The organism is Bradyrhizobium sp. 186, from assembly GCF_023101685.1.
In the GTDB taxonomy this organism is placed as follows: Bacteria; Pseudomonadota; Alphaproteobacteria; order Rhizobiales; family Xanthobacteraceae; genus Bradyrhizobium.
In genome coordinates, this window is the sequence record NZ_CP082164.1 from 3,580,974 (window position 1) to 3,598,915 (window position 17,942).

The window sequence follows — 17,942 nt, forward strand, 5'->3', positions numbered from 1 at the left end:
GGGCGATCGCGCAAGCCGACCGCGGACGGGATCGATTGTGAAGATGCAACTTTCCGAGGCGCAGGCTGCGTCGGCCACGAGCTACGCCTACAGGGCGTCGCTGATCGGCTCGGCGCATCGCTTCGAGCTGACCGATGACGGCCTGTCCTGGCGCATCGGCGGCCGCTCCGGCCTGTGGCGCTACGACGAGATCAGCGCGATCCGGCTGTCGTTCCGCCCGGTGTCGATGCAGCAGCACCGCTTTCGCGCCGATGTCCGCCGTGCCGGCGGCGGCCGTATCGCGATCCTGTCGACGAGCTGGCAGACCGCGGCGCTGATGGCGCCGCAGGACAACGGTTTTCGCGATTTTATCGTCGAGCTGCACGCGCGGATGGCGAAGGCCGGCAGCCGTGCCGAGTTGACCGCGGGCCTCGGCCGCAAGACCTATGCGGCTGTGCTGGCATTCCTGGCGGTGCTGGCGGTGGCCATGGCGGGGCTGTTGATCCGCGCGCTGATCATCGGCGAATTCGCGGGAGTGCTGTTCATCATCGGCTTTGCGGCCTTGTTCACCTGGCAGGTCGGCGGCTTCGTGCGGCGCAATCAGCCGCAGAGCTACGGCTTCGATCGCGTGCCGGTATCGCTGCTGCCTTAGGGATTGCAATCCGCCGCAATCAAACGTGACTTCGCGGCCGGGTACCGGTGTCGCATCGTGCGGCCATGTCAGCCATGGATCGCAGCACCCGCCTACCGACGGCGGATGAGGTCGCCGAGATCAACCGGCGACATCTGATCGAAACGCCACTCTCGCCGGCCGACTTGTTGTTCATGTTCGGGACCCGCGAGGACGTTGCACTACGTGTTGAGACCGCTGCGAGGCTCTGGCGCGAGGGTTTTTTTCGTTGGTCGATCGTCAGCGGCGGCGTGACGCCGGGCTCGGAGCAATCCGAGTGCACTATCATCAAGGCGGCGATGGCCGCGGCAGGCATTCCCGCGGACCGGATCCTGGAGGAACATCGCGCGATGAACACGGGCGAGAACGTGATCCTCTCGCTGCCGATCATCGCTGCCGCGCTGGGACTGCATAATGTCCGCAGCGTGATCTGCGTCGGCAACACCTGGACCGCGCGGCGCTATCCGATGACGCTGCACCGGCACTGGCCGGAGGTTACCAAGATGCTGCTCACCGTCGACAATTTCACGACGCCGCGCGCGCTCTGGCACACCGATGCCGAATTTCGTCGCCGCATTCTGCACGAATGGGACAAGATCGAGCCCTACAAGGCAAGGGACTTCATCGCGGAGTGGCCGGAGGAGTGATGGGACAAGGGGACACTACTCAGTCGAGTCAAAATCCTCTTCCTTGGTGCCGAGCAGGGACACGATCGTGCGCAGGCCGGAATCGAGCTGCTCGAGCGAGGGCGGGGCGAGCGCGAGCCGCACCGCGTTCGGCGCATGTCCATGCGCGATCGCGAAGGTCGAGGACGGTGTCAGCGCAATGCTGCGCCGGGCTGCTGCCGCGACGAAGGTCTGCGAGCGCCAATGCGACGGCAGCGTCAGCCAGAGATGATAGGAGCGCGGGTCGGCCGCGATCTGATAGCCGGCGAGCAGCTTTGCCGCGGTCTGCTGGCGGCGCGCGGCGTCGATGCGCTTTAGCCGCGTCAGCTCGGCGACGGTGCCGTCGGCCATCAGCCGCTGCCCGGCCGCGAGCGCGTGGCCGGAGGCGATCCAGCCGCCGGTCCGGACCGCGCTCATCACGCTCTCGCGCAGATGCGGCGGCGCGACGAGGATGCCGAGCGCGAGGCCCGGCGCGACCTTCTTGGACAGGCTGTCGACCACGATGCAGCGGTCCGGTCCGAGTGCCGCCAGCGGCGTGTCGTCGGCGAGGAAGCCATAGACGGCGTCCTCGATGATGGTGAGGTCGAGCTTTTCGGCGACGCGCATGATATCGGCCCGCCGTGTCGCGTTCATGGTGACGCCGAGCGGATTTTGGATGATGGGCTGGAGATACAGCGCCGACAGGTGTGCCTCGCGATGCGCTTTCTGGATCGCGTCGGGCCGCGCGCCGTGCTCGTCCATCGGAATTGGGACGAGCGTCACGCCGAGCCGCGCCGCGATGCTCTTGACGTAGGGGTAGGTCAGCGCCTCGACGCCGCAGCGGCCGCCGGTGGGAACGAGGGCCGCGAGTGCGGCCGCCAGCGATTGCTTGCCGTTGGCGGTGAAGACGATCTGCTCGGCCTGCGGCGTAAAGTCCTTGCGCGCCAGATAGGCGGCGGCGGCATTGCGCGCGCTCTTGGTGCCGGTGCTGGTCGAGACGCGCAGCGCGGATTCGAGTGCGTCGACGCGCTCCAGCCCCGCGAGGCTCTTGGCGATCATCGCCCATTGCTGCGGCAGCATCGCGTAATTGACCTCGAAGTCGATGCGCGCATCGCGCGGCTCGCTCATCGTCTCGACTTCGCGCCTGACGTCGCCGGAGATGAAGGTGCCGCGACCGACTTCGCCGACGGCAAGCCCGCGGCGCAAAAGCTCCGTATAAACCCGGCTCGCAGTCGAGACCGCAATGCCACGGTCATAGGCAAAATTGCGCTGCGGCGGCAGCCGGTCGCCGGGTCTTAACGTGCCGTTAGAGATATCGACGGCAATGGCATCGGCAAGCTTCACGTACTCGAACTTGGACATTATTGCACCGAGAGCAATGTTTTCCTTGTACCGATGATTGTACTGGAGCATTTAAGTTCCATCAAGGCCCGCGATTGAGCCGAGGAGAGCGAGAGCAATCCGAAGGCATATGAGGTGCAGACGCTCAGCGTTTGCGCCAACGGCATCGGCTTCGCCGCGCGGGACACTAGGCCGGAGAAGAAAAATGACCACGATCTCGCAAACTTCGGGGCGGAGTTTACGCCCATCCTCATCGGGCGGATTTTTCCGCGCGCTCGCCAGCGGTGTCTATGCGCTGTTCGAGCGCCTGGAGCACCGCTCGGCCGTCAAGACGCTGAACGAACTCGACGACCGCGCCCTGCGCGACATCGGGATCACGCGCAGCCAGATCGAGGACGCCGTCTACGGGCAGGTCAAAGCCGAGCTGACGCGATATCTGTAAGGCGCTTTGACAATTGTGCTCGGGATAGACCCGGGCACGATGGCATTGCCGGAGGCGTACAATGCCTCAACGTCGTCATTGCGAGCGCAGCGAAGCAATCCAGAATCGTTCCGAGGCGGCAGTCTGGATTGCTTCGCTGCGCTCGCAATGACAGAGTTTGTTGCGACAGTCAGTGCCTGACCACCAGCACCGAGCACTTCGCATAGCGCACCACATGCCCGGCGTTGGAGCCGAGGAAATAGGTGCGCATCGCCGGCCGGTGTGAGGTCATCACGATCAGATCTGCCTTCACGTGCGCGGCTTCCTCCAGTATCTCGTGATAGATGCCGCCCTGGCGCACCACGCTGGAGATGCGGGAGGCGTCGATGCCGGATTCGCGCGCGACGATGGCGAGCGCCTCCTCCGAGGTCTGGCGCTGCTGCTCGTCGAAATCGGCCGGGACGTATTCTGCCAGCATCACCGGCGTCATTGGCAGCACGTTGAGCAGGCGTACCGCGCCGCTCCAGGTCTGCGACAGCGTTGCCGCGGTCGCGATCGCCGGCTTTGCCAGATCAGTATCGGCGAGGTCGATGGGCACGAGGATGGAATTGAACATCTGCGCCTCCAAAGCTTCGGGTCGTCTTGCGATCAGGCCGGATCAACCGGTCGAGACGGCGCCCGCGCGTCTCATCCCAGTCGAAGCAGCCTAGGACTGACGAACAGCACCAGTTTGCCGCGGCGGTAGGCCACGTCCCCCCAATCCTTGACGTCAAAGTCGAAGATCGCAAGCCCCGCGGTTGGCAGATTGCCGGCGAGCGCCTTGGCGCCGGCCGGATCACCGCCGCCCGTCAGCATCAGCGCTACCTCGTGCATGCCCGGATTGTGCCCGACCAGCATTAAGTGCCGCGGATCGGCCGGGATGGTTGCAGTGCGAATGGATTCGAGAATTTGCGCGGGGTCGGCGCCGTAGAGTTCTGGCAGGATCTCGACCTGTGGCGCCGCGACGCGGTCATTCATCGCCTCCCAGACGATGTCCCAGGTCTGCCGGGCCCGGACGGCATGAGACACCAGCACGACGTCGGGAAAGGGCGGATGGGCAGCGATCCAGTCACCGATCTCTGCGGCATCCTTGTGGCCGCGATCGTCGAGCCGCCGGTCCTGGTCGCGGCCGCTGGGCGCGTCAGTCTTGGTCTTGGCGTGACGCAGCAGCATCAAACGGCGCATGGCATTCTCGAATCGTTACGCATCCAGGATAATCTACCGGCGCCGGCTGAGGACAAGGTGACAAGCGCACGCACAGTCCTTTAAGAAAACGACATGAACGAGACTTTCACAAGCGTGTCCCAGGAAGAAGCCGGCTTTCGCGAGCGCGCCCGGCTGTCGTTCGAGCTCGACGCCGACATCTGCGTCATCGGAGCAGGGCTTGCCGGGCTCTCCATCGCGCTCGAGGCGGCCCGGCTCGGGGCCAGCGTCGCCCTGCTCGAGGGCCGCCATATCGGCTGGAACGCCTCCGGCAATCAGCTCGGCACCGTGATGCCGGGCTTTGCGCTGCCGCTCACCGAGCTGATCGAACGCATCGGCTTCGAAGACGCGCGCGAATTGTGGGCGTTGTCGAAGGAGGGCGCCGAGTTCGTCCGCGCCAACGCCACGGAAGAGAACATGCCGGGGATCGGCCCGAGCAATGGCGTGCTGGAGGTCTCCAACGTCGATGCTGGCGACCGGCTGATCAGCCGATTGCAGATGCTCACCGAGTATTTCGACACCGAGGTCGAGGGCTGGCAAGCCGATCGCGTCCGCGAGGTGCTCAAGACCGATCACTACTTCCACGGTGTCTACTATCCCCGGGCATTCCAGGTCGATGGCCGAAAATATGTGCATGGCCTCGCGGCGCTGGCCCGGCGGGCGGGTGCCCGCATCTTCGAGGATACGCCGGTCGTCAGCATCGATCATTCCGGTATCCGCAAGCGCATCGTCACGCCCTCGGCGCGGCTGCGCGCCACCCACATCGTGCTCGCCGGCAACATCCATCTCGGTGCGCCGCTGAAGCGCCTGTCGGAGACGCTGCTGCCGGTCTGGCGCTATGCCGGAATTACCGCGCCGCTCGGTGAGCGCGTGCATGAGATCATCGCCTTCAAGGGATCGGTGATGGATTCCGACGGCGTCGACCATTTCCGCCTCGTCGATGGCGACCGCCTGATGTGGGAAAGCCCGGAGACCACCTGGGCCGCGCGCCCGCAGCGCTTTGCCGGAGCCATCAGGCGCAGGATCCGCACCATCTTTCCCGGTCTCGGCAATGTCGAAATCACTGATACGTTCGGCGGCGCCACCGGCCAGACCGTGCACGGCATGCCGCAGATTGGCCAGTTGCGCAAAGGTCTGTGGGTGGCGAGCGGGTTCGGACGTCAGGGCATGAACACCTCGGCCATGGCCGGACAGCTGATCGCCCGCAGCATCTTGTGGGGCGATGAGCGCTGGCGGCTGTTCTCGCCGTTCGAGCTGGTCTGGGCGGGCGGCACGACCGGGCGGGTCGCGGGCCAGATGGTCGGGATCTGGGGCAGGGCGAGTTCCGCTGCCGCGGGTTCGCTTGCCCGCTATCGCGAGCGGGCGCGGGTCAAGGAGGGGGAACGCGAGGCGCGGCTGGCAGAGGCCAACAGGGCCGCCGGCACTGGTCCGCGCCGTCCGCCGCCCGGTGTTCGACCCCGGCTGGCCCGACCGCCGACGCCGCAAGCGGCTGAGGGCGCGGAACCAGCCTCCCACGACCAGGGCGTCTCTCAATAAGTTGAGAAAAATCCCGCCCGGAAGTGTAACGTCGGCCGTTAGACCCCGTATCTCAGGGCGTGGACTTCTCGCGCACGGAGAATGAGATGTTTGATCGCCGCATCCTGATGACGACCGTCGCCGGCTTGTTCGGCCTTTCGGCCTTCCGCTGGCTGAGAGGATCCCCGGCCGAGGCTGGCGAGAAGGTCGCGGAGAAATTCGAGATCGAGAAGACGGAGGCCGAGTGGCGCGCCCAGCTCACGCCGCAGCAATTTGAGATCCTGCGAAAAGAGGGCACCGAGCGGCCCGGCTCCAGCCCGCTGCTCAAGGAGCACCGCAAGGGCATCTTTGCCTGCGCCGGCTGCGACCTGCCGCTGTTCGCTTCCGACACCAAGTTCGAGAGCGGCACGGGCTGGCCAAGCTTCTACCAGCCGATCGAGGGCAATGTCGGCAAGACCGAGGACCGCACCTACGGCATGCTCCGTACCGAGGTGCATTGCCGCCGCTGCGGCGGCCATCTCGGCCATGTCTTCGATGATGGCCCAAAGCCGACCGGATTGCGCTACTGCATCGACGGTTTCGGGCTGGTCTTCCACCCGGCGGCGCCATCCGCTACGTGAGGTTTGATCTCGGCAATTGTTGCCGGGCCGGCAATTGTGCCCCGGTCGTCCGACCGGGGCCTTCCTATTTAAGTCGTTGATTTCCTGAGAATACCCGCATTGGCATAGCCCTTGCGACTGTCTCCCCCGACTGCGGCCATGGTCGACCGGCCGTCGAGATCGGATTTGGAGACAAAGTTATGGGTATCTTCGATGCAATGAACACCTCGGTGGGTGGCCTGCAGGCGCAGTCCTACGCGCTTCAGAACATTTCCGGCAACATCGCGAACTCATCCACCACCGGCTACAAGGGCATCGGGACCAGCTTCGTCGATCTCATTCCCGACTCCTCTGTGCCGAGCAAGCAGGTCGCGGGCGGCGTGACGGCCAACGCCAAGGCCACCATCACCACGCAGGGCACGATCTCGGGCTCCACCGTCGCCACCAATATGGCGATCACCGGCGACGGCTTCTTCTCGATCCAGAAGGCGACCGGCATCGTCGACAACTCCCCGGTGTTCAGCGGCGTCACTTATTACACGAGGCGCGGCGACTTCCAGCTCAATGCCAACGGCAACCTGGTCAACGGCGCCGGCTATTACCTGATGGGCGTCACGGTCGACCCGAAGACCGGCAACCCGCAGGGCAACGTCGCGACAGTCCTGAAATTCCAGAACAACTTCATCCCGGCGCAGGCGACCACCTCGATCCAGTACGCGGCGAACCTGCCGACCCAGCCGAACACGGTGGCGAGCACCACGGCGGCGAGTGGCTCGCTGCTTGCGGCTGGCGGCCTCAATCCGTCGGACTTCCAGGCCAACCCGTTGCCGGTGGGCACACCGCCCGCGCCCTATACCAACGCGACGGTGTCCGGTGCAGCCGCCACCGGCAACATCCGTTCGGCCTATTCGTCGACGACAGGGACGGGCACGGTTCCGCTCCAGAACAACTCGTCCGCGGTGGCTTCGACGTCCACCTCCCTCGACAACACCGTGGGCACGCATCTCGCCTCCAGCATTCTCACCGCGCTGAGCGGCCAGACGCTGACCGTCAATGGCAACACGATCACCTTCAACGGCGGCACCACCGTCTCGACCGTCGGCAGCAACACCACGATCGGCCTCGGTGCGGGCACAACGGCCACGGTGGCCAGCATCCTGAACGCGATTCAGACCGCCGGCGGCGCCGGCGTCACGGCCACGCTCTCTGCCAGCGGCAACATCCAGATATCGACCGGTACCGGCACCGACGTACCGGTCAACAGCGGCACGGCAGCCACGGCCCTCGGCATCAGCAGCGTAACGCGCGGCGGCAACGTGCTGTCCTCGCCCGCGATCACCGGCGCCACGGTGTTGAGCGGCAGTGCGACCGCCGGCGGCGCCGAGGTGCTCTCGTCGGGCTTCGCGGCTGGCGATACCATCACGGTCGACGGCCAGACGCTGACCTTCATGACTTCGGGCGCGTCGACTGCGAACCAGATCAACATCACCGACAACATCACGACGTTGCTCGGCAAGATCGACTTTCTCTCCGGTGCGTCAGGATCTTCGGTCAGCAGCGGCGGCGTGATCACGCTGAACACGGGCACCGTCTCCAACCTGTCGGTGTCCAGCTCCAACAGCGCGGCTTTCGCCGCGCTCGGCTTCACCTCGACCATCACCAAGAATCGCGACGGTGGCGGCACCGCCGGCACCGGCGGCGTGATCGGCAACGACATCGCCACCTTCACCAAGGAATCGATCAGCGGTGGTGCGGTGACCGCCTACAACGCCGCCGGCACGCCGGTGAACCTGCAGCTGCGCTGGGCCAAGACCGACAGTGCCTCGCTTGGCACCGGCCATGCCGATACCTGGAACATGTTCTACCAGACTGACCCGAATGCGACCGGCACGACGGTCGGCTGGGTCAACACCGGCCAGGCCTTTACCTTTGCCGCCGACGGCTCGCTCACCTCGCCGAGCGGCTCGGGCATCACCATCAACAACGTCAGCGTCAGCGGCCAGTCGCTCGGCTCGGTCTCCTTCAACATCTCCTCGGGCGGGCTGACGCAATATGCCAGCACCAGCGGCGCGGTGACCATCAACACCATCACCCAGAACGGCTACGCCGCCGGTCAGCTCCGCTCGGTCGCCGTCAACAACAACGGCCTCGTGGTCGGCACCTTCTCCAACGGCCAGAACCTCGACCTCGCACAGGTATCGTTGTCGCACTTCAACGGCACCAACTATCTCAAGGCGCTCGATGGCGGCGCTTACGCCGCGACCGAACAGTCGGGGCCTGCGATCGACGGCGCTTCGGGCACCATCAGCGGCTCGTCGCTGGAAGGCTCGAACACTGACATCGCCGACGAATTCACCAAGCTGATCGTGACCCAGCAGGCCTATTCGGCCAACACCAAGGTGATCACGACGGCGAATTCGATGGTGCAGGACCTCTTGAACGTGTTGCGCTGATCGGCGCGTAACGTAACCAAAGGCGGCTAGTCAAAATGGGTTTGAGTTCAGCCCTCGCCAGTGCGATGAGCGGTCTGCGCGCCAATCAAGCCGCGCTCTCGATCGTGTCCTCGAACGTCGCGAATTCGCAGACGCCGGGTTACGTCGTCCAGACGCCGAACCAGATCGAAGTCACCACCGGCGACTTCGGCTCGACGGCGATGACGACCGGCGTCAGCCGGGAGCTCGACACTTACGTGCTGAATCAGCTGCGCACCGAGACCGGCGGCAGCGGCTACGCCGACCAGATGGCCAACATCTTGAAGCAGCTTCAGAACGTCTATGGCACGCCCGGCAATAGCGGCACGCTCGAAACCGCGCTGAACAATTTCACCACCGCGCTCCAGGCGCTGTCGACGAGCGCGGGCTCGTCGTCGGCGCAGACGGTCGCCTTGGGCGCGGCGCAGACGTTGGCGCAGCAGCTCAACCTCACCACCAAGGGCATCCAGTCGCTCCGTTCCAACGTCGAGCAGGATCTCGGCACCTCGGCGCAGCAGGCCAACGCGGCGATGCAGCAGGTTGCCGACATCAACACCAAGCTCCAGGGCCTGTCGGCGAACGACCCCTCGGCTGCGACGCTGATGGACCAGCGCGACCAGGCCATCAATACGCTGTCGAAATATGTCGACGTCCGCGTCACCACCGACGGTTCGAACCAGGCCAACATCTACACCACCACCGGTATCCAGCTGGTCGGCGCCGGGCTTGCCTCGCACTTCACCTTTGCTTCTGCCGGTGCCCTTTCGGCGACATCGCTCTACAACATCGATCCGGCCAAGTCCGGCGTCGGTGCGTTCAACATCAAGCTTCCGAACGGATCGTCGGTCGACGTCGTCGCCAACAACGTGGTCTCCTCGGGCCAGATCGCGGCCGATCTGAAGCTGCGCGACCAGACGCTGGTGCAGGCGCAGAACCAGATCGACCAGCTCGCCGCGACGATGTCGAGCGCGCTGTCGGACAAGACCACGGCTGGCAGCACGGTCTCCGGTCCGCCGGCCGGGTTCGATCTCGACCTCGCCGGGGCAGCGCCGGGCAACAGCGTCAACATCGCCTACACGGACACGGCCACCAACACGCAGCGCCAGATCACGCTGGTCAACGTGACCGATCCGGCGGCGCTGCCGCTCCAGAACGCCACCAACGCCAATCCGATGCAGATCGGGGTGAACTTCTCCGGCGGCATCGGCGCGATCGCCTCCGCGCTCAACACCGCGCTGTCCGGCTCGCATCTGTCGTTCGCCGCCGCCCCGTCGCCGGCGACGGCCACCACGCTGCGGGTGACCGACGACAACACCGGCCTCGCCAAGGTCAATTCGTCCTCGATCACCAAGACGATCTCGTCGCTGACCTCGGGCAATCCGCAACTGCCGCTGTTCACCGACGGCGGGCAGGCGCTCTACACCGGTGCGATCACGGCGTCGGGTTCGCAGATGACCGGCCTTGCCGGGCGCATCGCCGTGAACACACAGCTGACCACCGACCCGACCAGGATGTCGGTCTACGGCACCTCGCCGGTAACGCCCGCGGGCGACACCACGCGCTCGGATTTTCTCTATTCGCAGCTCACCACTGCGGTGTTCTCATATTCGCCGCAGACCGGCCTCGGCTCGTCGAGCCAGCCGTTCAGCGGCAACGTCTCGAACTACCTCCAGCAGTTCCTGAGTGTCCAGGGCAACGCCGCGACCCAGGCCACCCAGCTCCAGGAGGGCCAGAGCGTCGTGGTCTCGACGCTCCAGGCCAAGTTCAACTCGACCTCCAGCGTCAACCTGGACTCGGAGATGTCGAACCTGATCCAGCTTCAGAATGCCTATGCCGCCAACGCCCACGTGATGTCGGTGGTGCAGAGCATGATGAACACCTTGCTCCAGGCTCAAGGGTAACCAGTACAGGGCTCTGAAAGATGTCGATCAGCAGCATCAACTACTCTTCGTCGGTTCTGGGTTCGCAGATCCGCAACATCAATCAGCAGCTCACCGATCTGTCGACGCAGCTCGCGACGGGCAAGCTGTCGCAGAACTATTCGGGGATGGGAACCAACGAGGGTTTTGCAATCGCCTCACGCTCGCAATTGTCCAACATCGCCGCGTACACGGACACGATGACCAACGTCAACGTCAACATCAACCTCGCCAACACGGCGTTGCAGGCGCTGACGACGATCCGCAGCACCGTGCAGACGGGCGCCGCGAATACGGCGCAGTCCCTCAACGTCAACGGCCAGACCGTCGCGCAGAACACCGCTGCGGCCCAGTTCGGCTCGATGGTCGGCGTTCTCAACACGCAGTCGGGCAACCGCTATCTGTTCTCCGGAACCGCGGTCAGCACGCAGTCGGTCGCGGACGCCGGCGACATCATCAACGGCACCACGACGCAGTCGGGCTTCAAGACCGTCATGGCGGAGCGCCAGGCCGCCGACCTCGGCGCCAACGGGATGGGACGGCTGGTGCAGACGCAGCCGACACCGAGCTCGGTGCAGGTGTCAGAAGACGTCGCCGGATCGCCGTTCGGGCTCAAGATCGCAGCGGTCTCCTCGACGTTGACGGGCGCGACCGTCACCGGCCCGAGCGGCTCGCCGGTGTCGTTCTCGGTCGATCTCAACGGCACCAATCCGAGCAACGGCGACAAGCTGAGCGTCAAGTTCACGCTGCCGGACGGCACGACCGAGCAGATCGACCTGACCGCCTCCACCGCCACGCCGACCCCACTCGGCAGCTTCGCGATCGATGCGATCACCCCGACCAACACCGCCTCGAACCTCAATACGGCGCTGAACACCGCGATTCAGAAGCTCGCCAACACCTCGCTGGTGGCCGCATCCGCCATCGTCGCCGGCGACAATTTCTTCAACACCGCGAGTTCGGCGATCGGCGCGCCCGTCAACAACCAGGCGGCGACGCCTGCGCCCATCACCGGCGCGACCGCGCTGTCCGGGGCGAGCCCTTCGGACTCGATCTCGCCCGGCTTCGTCGCCGGCGACAGCATCACCGTCAACGGCACCACGCTCAGCTTCGTCAATTCAGGCGCGACCGGCAATCAGCTCAACGTCACCGACAGCATCCAGACCCTGCTGGGCAAGATCGACTCGATCACGGGTACGTCGAAGCCGTCGACCATCCATGGCGGCGCGATCACGATCAACACGGACGATGCGGCCACTTTGAACATTTCGAGCTCGAACACGGGGGCGCTGGGTTCGCTCGGTTTCAGCTCGTCTCCGGTCACCGCCCAACAACCGCCACTGCGCGTCGGTTCGTCGCCGGCGAGTTCCGCTACCACCCTGGTGAACGGCTCGGCCAATACCGTGAAATGGTACCAGGGCAATGATAGCCCCGGCTCGCCGCGCTCGACCGCGGTGGCGCGGGTCGACGATTCCATCACCGTACAATATGGCGCGCAGGCCGACGAGGATGCGATCCGGCGGCAGTTGCAGGCGGTCGCCGTGTTCGGCACGTTCTCGACCTCGCCGACCGGGACCTATTCGGGTGGCCAGGTTTCGGCGCTGAGCCTGCGGGTGACGCAGGCGCTGACCCAGCAGCCCGGGCAGCAGCATGTCGAGGATATCCAGACCGACATCGCGATGGCCCAGAACACGATGAAGGATGCGAGCACGCGCCAGACTCAGGCCAAGGCGCAGCTCCAGACCATCATCGACCAAGCGGAGTCGGCCTCCCCGGACCAGGTGGCGAGTGAAATTTTGTCGCTGCAAAACGCGCTCCAGGCGTCCTACCAGACCACCTCGAACCTCGCGCAGCTCTCGCTCGTCAAGTTCCTGTAGGGACCATTAAGGCGGCGTTAACCATGCCTGTTTACCTCTCGGTGAGGATTTGAACGGGCGGGGCCGTCGATGTCGGACAGGATGCAACTGGTGGTGGCCACGCCGTGCTTCGGCGGGCAGGTGTCGAGCATCTATGCGAGCTCGATCTTTGCGCTCCAGCGCGCCGTGCACGGCATGTCCAATCTCGAGCTCAAGGTGCTGCTGCGCGACGGTGATGCGCTGATCACGCGCGCGCGGGCCAATCTGGTCGCAATGTTCCTGGACGATCCCAAGGCGACGCATTTCCTGTTCATCGATGCCGACATCGGGTTCAAGCCGGAGCAGGTGTTCCGGCTGATCGAATGCGGAGCTGATGTCGTCGCTGGCTGCTACCCGATCAAGCGCGTCAACTGGGACAAGGCGAAGCGGGCGATCGAGGCGGGCAGGGCCGATTTGCCGGCGGCCTCGCTCGATTACGTGCTCGAGATCGAGGATCCCGACCGCATCGTCGTGGTCAACGGCTTTACCCGCGTGCGCTATGCCGGCACCGGCTTCCTGATGATCCGGCGCCACGTGCTGGAGGCGATGTGCCGCCATCCAAACTACGCTGGTTTGCAGTTCTTCCGCGAGCATTCGCACGACTCGCTGGCGACGAGCCAGAACCGGTTCGCGCTGTTCGAATGCATGATCGATCCGGTGACCGGCACTTATCTTTCCGAGGACTTCGCTTTCTGCAAGCGCTGGACCGACGTCGGCGGCGAGATCTGGGCCGACCTCCAGAGCTCGCTCGATCATGTCGGACCGTCGGTGTTCCACGGCGATATCGCCTCGCAATTCGCGCCGGCTCCCGCAGCGGCAGCCGATGCGGCGTGAGCCTCCAGGGATGAGCGCCGGCGCATCCCGTCTGCCAGCCACCGAGCGCGCGTCCGACGGCGGCTCGCGCTACCGCCTGCGCGATCTCTTCACGCCGCTCGATACGCTGCTTGTCTCCGGCGGAGACCCGCGGCTGGCGCTCGATCCGAGAGACCGCGTCAACGCCTATGGCTGCGCGCCGTCGCCGTCGCCCGAAATCTGGAATTTCGCCTCCTCAACGGCATCACCGATCTCGAAGGCCGCCTATGACCGCGCCGCACTGGCGCGCGAGGAGCTCGTGCACAAATGCCTGTTCGACGAGGTCGAAGTCGCCTTCGATGCGCGCTGCGAAGACATGCGCGACGAATTGCGCGGCCACCTCCAGCTCTCGCCGCGGGTGGACATCGTGTTCTCGCCGTCCGGCACGGACTCCCAGCTCCAAGCCCTGTTCCTGGCCCGCGCGGTGCTCGGCGCGCCGCCGGTGACGATCGTGGTCGGAGCCGACCAGACCGGAAGCGGCACGGCGTACACCGCGCGCGGACACCATTTCAGCTCGATGACAGCAAGCGGAATTTCGGTGCGCAAGGACGGTGCGGTGGCGGGACTCGCCGGCGACGGCATCGCGCTGCCGCTGCTCGATACCGCGCTTGGGACGGCGATGCGTCCGGATGCGGATGCCCCAGTGCTGCGTGCGGTCGAAGCCACGATCTCGCGAGGCGCGCCCGTGCTGCTCCAGATCATGGATTCGTCAAAGCTCGGCTGGCGCGCGCCGAGCGCGGCTTGCCTCGACGAGATCGCGCGGCGGTGGCCCGGCAAGATCCAGGTCGTCGTCGATGCCTGCCAGGCGCGGCTCGGGCGCCGACGGCTGCGCTCCTATCTGGAGCGCGGCTACATGGTGCTGATGACCGGCTCGAAGTTCTTCGGCGGGCCAGCCTTCAGCGGCGCGCTGCTGGTGCCGAAAGGTCTTTCGCGGGCGATCGACCGGGTCGATGGGATCGCGCCGGGATTCTTCGACTATGCCGGCCGCAGCGACTGGCCGAAGGCCTGGACCACCTTGCGTTCGCGTTTCGAGCGCCGGCCGAATTTCGGCCAATGGCTGCGCTGGGAGGCGGCACTCGCCGAGATCGGCAGCTACTACGCCGTGCCGGGGGATTTCCGTACCAAGGCGCTGGCCGAGCTCGCGGCGGGCATCGACAGCATGATCGCGCTGTCGCCGTCGCTCCAGGCCGTTCCAGCCGTGCATGAGAAGGCCGGCGTGGACGATGAGGAATTCGCTCAAGCCACGATCTTTCCGTTCACGCTGCTGCGCGACGGCAGACCGGTCTCGATTGCCGAGACCAGCGCCGTTCATCGCGCGCTGGCGGCCGACATGAACGACGGGATCAGCGGCAGCGCCGCGGACCGGCAGGTTGCCGCGCAACGCTGCCTGATCGGCCAGCCGGTTCGGCTGGAGCGGCAGGACGACGCGCCCCAGGCCGTGCTGCGCCTCTGCGTCGGCGCACGGCTCGTGACGGAGGCCTGGTCCGCGGACGAGGCGCAAGCGCGACGCAATCTTCAGCATGTACTCGATCGGATCGCCCATGTCCTGGTGAAGATCGAACTGCTGCTTGACCGCGCCGCCGGCGCGGTATCGCCGGACACGCCTATCCTCGGGGTTTGAGATGCAACATTCAGTTCTATCGCCGATCGGCACCACCGCGGCGCAGCATGCCGACCGCATCGGCTTTGCGCAGTTGACGCGCCAGGCCTTCGAGGGCGTGGATCTGCACCTGTTGCGCGACCATCTCGTTGCCAAGATTTCCGAAGGCGCGGCGCACGCCGGCGAGGGGCTCGATCTGTCGCTGATCGTCCAGCTTCTCGGTGACAAGCAGGCGGGCCTGGCGATCCAGGCGGAGGTGCTCACCTTCCATCGGCTGTTTCGCGCGCCCTGCGCGGTCGAGAAGCCGCGCGTGCGCGTGCTCGCGCTCGCGGCCGCGATCGACATGGGCGGCAACACGCCAATCGAGTTTCTGCTCGAGGAGTCCGACATCGAGCTGTTAACGCTCTATGTCGTCGACGGCGTCGGCCTGCCGGAGACATTGCCCGATCACGACGTCGCCATCGTGGTAGCATCCGATTCCGAGGAATGCCGGGAGGCGCTCGCGCTCATCGAGAAGGCCGCGCCGCACTGGCCGCGGCCGCTGCTCAATCGCCCTGATTTCATCGGCAACCTCGATCGCGACAAGCTGTATCGGCTGCTGACGGGTGTCGCCGGTCTCGACATTCCCGCGACCGTTCATGCAACGCGTGCGCAATTGTCGGATCTGTCGCAACGACGGATCAATTGCGAGGACATCGCGGGCGAATTGCACTTTCCAATGATCGCGCGGCCACGTGGCTCGCATGCTGGCGTCGGGCTCGCGAAGCTCGACGATGCTTCGGTGCTCGCGGCCTATCTTGCCGATCGGGAAGAGCAGGATTTCTTCGTCGCGTGTTTCGTCGATTATGTGAGCCCCGACGGGTTTTATCGCAAATATCGACTCGCCATGGTCGACGGCAAACCTTACGCCTGTCACATGGCCATCGCCGATCGCTGGGACATCTGGTATCTCAACGCTTACATGGCGTTCAGCGAGGAAAAGCGGGCCGAAGAAGCGATCTTCATGCTCGACTTCGACCAAGCCTTCGCTGCGCGACACAAAAGTGCGCTCGACGAAATGAGCAGGCGCGTTGGCCTCGACTATTTCATCGTCGATTGTGCCGAGAACCAGAACCGCGAGCTGCTGGTCTTCGAAGCCGACAACACCGCCGTCGTGCACAACATGGATTCGCCGGTGGTGTTTCCGTACAAGCCGCGGCAGATGCGCAAGATCTTTGCCGCGTTCACGGCGATGCTGTCGCGCCACGCAAAGGCAGGCGAGGGGAGTGCAACATGAACGAGATCGTCCGCAAGACGCAACCGGCCGTCACCCATACTTCGCTCGATCCGCAGGACTGGAACGAATTTCGCGCGCTCGCCCATCGCATGCTGGACGAGACCATCGACAGCATTGCCAATGTTCGCGCGCGCCCGGTCTGGCAGCCGATACCCGACGATGTTCGCGCGGCGTTCAGGATTGACGTTCCGCGCGAGCCGACTGATCTGGCCGAGGTCTATCGCGAGTTCTCGGAGAGCGTCGCGCCTTATGCGACCGGCAACGTCCATCCCGGCTTCATGGGCTGGGTGCATGGCGGCGGCACGGCGGTCGGCATGCTAGCGGAAATGCTCGCGGCGGGACTCAACGCCAATCTCGGCGGGCGCGACCATATGCCGATCGAGGTCGAACGCCAGATCGTCGACTGGATGCGCGGTCTTTTCGGCTTTCCGGAGGGCGCGAGCGGCATCTTCGTCACGGGTACCTCGATGGCCAATCTGATGGCGGTGCTGGTGGCGCGTACCAGCGCGCTCGGCACGCTGGCGCGGCAGCACGGCATTGGCAATGACGGCGCGCTGCTCACGGCCTATGCCTCGAAGGCGGCGCACGGTTGCATCTCAAGGGCGATGGACATTGCTGGCTTCGGCACCGATGCGCTGCGCAAGATCGAGGTCGATGCCGATCATCGCATCGATGTCTCTGCGCTACGCGCGCAGATCGCGATCGATCGCGAGGTCGGCTTCAAGCCGTTCCTGGTTACAGCTTCCGCCGGCACGGTCGATATCGGCGCGATCGACGATCTCAAGGCGGTTGCGGCGCTGTGCCGCGAGGAAGGAATCTGGTTTCACGTCGACGGCGCGTTCGGTGCGCTGGCGATCCTCTCGCCCGAGCTCGCGCCGCTACTCGCCGGCATCGAGCTTGCGGATTCGATCGCGCTCGATTTCCATAAATGGGGGCAAGTGCCTTACGATGCCGGCTTCCTGCTGGTGCGCGACGGCGAACGGCACCGGCAGGCCTTTGCGCAGCCGGCAGCTTATCTGCGGCGCGAGGCGAGGGGCCTGGCCGCGGGCGCGGTCTGGCCCTGCGATCTCGGCCCCGATCTGTCGCGCGGTTTCCGCGCGCTGAAGACGTGGTTCACACTGAAGACGTTCGGCACCGAACGGCTGGGCGGGGTGATCGCGCGAAGCTGCGCGCTGGCAAAATATCTGGAGACGCGCGTGCTCGCCGAGCCGCGGCTCGAGTTGCTGGCGCCGGTCAATCTCAACATCGTCTGCTTCCGCTACCGCGCCGCCGACGAGATCAATCGGGAGATCGTCGCCGACATCCAGGAGTCCGGCGTTGCGGCGCCGTCGAGCACGACGCTCGCCGGAAAGTTCGCGATCCGCGCCGCGATCGTCAATCACCGCACGAACGAGACGGACATCGACGCGCTGGTGTCGGCGGTACTGGAGTTTGGCGCGCGGCGGGCCGGCAATGGTCTGATCGAGGTCGAGGCGCCGCCGCTCGCGGCGCAGTGAGGTCAACGGCGACTGAAACAAA

At 65.3% G+C, this 17,942-nt stretch carries 15 protein-coding genes; 12 read left to right on the plus strand and 3 right to left on the minus strand.

Annotation, left to right across the window (positions count from 1 at the left end; all coding sequences use genetic code 11):
- Nucleotides 1-43: 43 nt before the first annotated feature.
- Together IVB18_RS17020 and IVB18_RS17025 are read left to right on the plus strand one after the other, a co-directional pair.
- On the plus strand, nucleotides 44-631 hold the full coding sequence (locus tag IVB18_RS17020) for a hypothetical protein (protein WP_247990182.1): 588 nt from the start codon (nucleotides 44-46) through the stop codon (nucleotides 629-631).
- Between the two features lie 65 nt (nucleotides 632-696).
- Nucleotides 697-1,296 carry a YdcF family protein gene (locus IVB18_RS17025; protein WP_247990183.1) on the plus strand — a complete coding sequence of 200 codons (600 nt, stop codon included), beginning with the start codon at nucleotides 697-699 and terminating at the stop codon, nucleotides 1,294-1,296.
- A gap of 15 nt (nucleotides 1,297-1,311) precedes the next feature.
- Here the strand turns inward: IVB18_RS17025 and IVB18_RS17030 are convergent, their stop codons facing one another.
- On the minus strand, nucleotides 1,312-2,655 hold the full coding sequence (locus tag IVB18_RS17030) for a PLP-dependent aminotransferase family protein (RefSeq protein ID WP_247990184.1): 1,344 nt from the start codon (nucleotides 2,653-2,655) through the stop codon (nucleotides 1,312-1,314).
- 184 nt (nucleotides 2,656-2,839) lie between these two features.
- On the opposite strand from IVB18_RS17030, the gene IVB18_RS17035 reads away from it, so the two are divergent.
- Nucleotides 2,840-3,076, plus strand: a complete 237-nt coding sequence (locus IVB18_RS17035) for a DUF1127 domain-containing protein (protein WP_247990185.1) — start codon at nucleotides 2,840-2,842, stop codon at nucleotides 3,074-3,076.
- 169 nt (nucleotides 3,077-3,245) lie between these two features.
- Here the strand turns inward: IVB18_RS17035 and IVB18_RS17040 are convergent, their stop codons facing one another.
- Both IVB18_RS17040 and IVB18_RS17045 read right to left on the minus strand, forming a co-directional pair.
- Entirely contained in the window at nucleotides 3,246-3,671 is a 426-nt protein-coding gene (locus tag IVB18_RS17040) for a universal stress protein (protein ID WP_247990186.1), read from the minus strand.
- Between the two features lie 71 nt (nucleotides 3,672-3,742).
- On the minus strand, nucleotides 3,743-4,279 hold the full coding sequence (locus IVB18_RS17045) for a histidine phosphatase family protein (protein WP_247990187.1): 537 nt from the start codon (nucleotides 4,277-4,279) through the stop codon (nucleotides 3,743-3,745).
- A gap of 93 nt (nucleotides 4,280-4,372) precedes the next feature.
- Here IVB18_RS17045 and IVB18_RS17050 point away from each other — a divergent pair, with 93 nt between their 5' ends.
- From IVB18_RS17050 to IVB18_RS17090, 9 genes are all read left to right on the plus strand, one after another.
- On the plus strand, nucleotides 4,373-5,833 hold the full coding sequence (locus IVB18_RS17050) for an FAD-dependent oxidoreductase (RefSeq protein ID WP_247990188.1): 1,461 nt from the start codon (nucleotides 4,373-4,375) through the stop codon (nucleotides 5,831-5,833).
- Between the two features lie 86 nt (nucleotides 5,834-5,919).
- Entirely contained in the window at nucleotides 5,920-6,432 is a 513-nt protein-coding gene (gene msrB, locus IVB18_RS17055; RefSeq protein ID WP_247990189.1) for a peptide-methionine (R)-S-oxide reductase MsrB, read from the plus strand.
- Between the two features lie 179 nt (nucleotides 6,433-6,611).
- Complete coding sequence (locus tag IVB18_RS17060) at nucleotides 6,612-8,864, plus strand: flagellar hook-basal body complex protein (protein ID WP_247990190.1); 2,253 nt, start codon at nucleotides 6,612-6,614, stop codon at nucleotides 8,862-8,864.
- 35 nt (nucleotides 8,865-8,899) lie between these two features.
- On the plus strand, nucleotides 8,900-10,783 hold the full coding sequence (gene flgK, locus IVB18_RS17065) for a flagellar hook-associated protein FlgK (RefSeq protein ID WP_247990191.1): 1,884 nt from the start codon (nucleotides 8,900-8,902) through the stop codon (nucleotides 10,781-10,783).
- Nucleotides 10,784-10,803: 20 nt separating this feature from the next.
- Nucleotides 10,804-12,678, plus strand: a complete 1,875-nt coding sequence (locus tag IVB18_RS17070) for a flagellar protein (RefSeq protein ID WP_247990192.1) — start codon at nucleotides 10,804-10,806, stop codon at nucleotides 12,676-12,678.
- A gap of 69 nt (nucleotides 12,679-12,747) precedes the next feature.
- Complete coding sequence (locus tag IVB18_RS17075) at nucleotides 12,748-13,530, plus strand: hypothetical protein (RefSeq protein WP_247990193.1); 783 nt, start codon at nucleotides 12,748-12,750, stop codon at nucleotides 13,528-13,530.
- Nucleotides 13,520-15,169: a hypothetical protein gene (locus tag IVB18_RS17080; RefSeq protein WP_247990194.1), complete on the plus strand. Its 1,650-nt coding sequence runs from the start codon at nucleotides 13,520-13,522 to the stop codon at nucleotides 15,167-15,169. Before IVB18_RS17075 ends, IVB18_RS17080 begins: the two co-directional genes overlap by 11 nt.
- Before the next feature lies 1 nt (nucleotide 15,170).
- Nucleotides 15,171-16,424 carry a hypothetical protein gene (locus IVB18_RS17085; RefSeq protein ID WP_247990195.1) on the plus strand — a complete coding sequence of 418 codons (1,254 nt, stop codon included), beginning with the start codon at nucleotides 15,171-15,173 and terminating at the stop codon, nucleotides 16,422-16,424.
- On the plus strand, nucleotides 16,421-17,920 hold the full coding sequence (locus tag IVB18_RS17090; RefSeq protein WP_247990196.1) for an aspartate aminotransferase family protein: 1,500 nt from the start codon (nucleotides 16,421-16,423) through the stop codon (nucleotides 17,918-17,920). The genes IVB18_RS17085 and IVB18_RS17090 overlap by 4 nt, the downstream gene beginning before the upstream one ends.
- The last annotated feature ends 22 nt before the right edge of the window (nucleotides 17,921-17,942 follow it).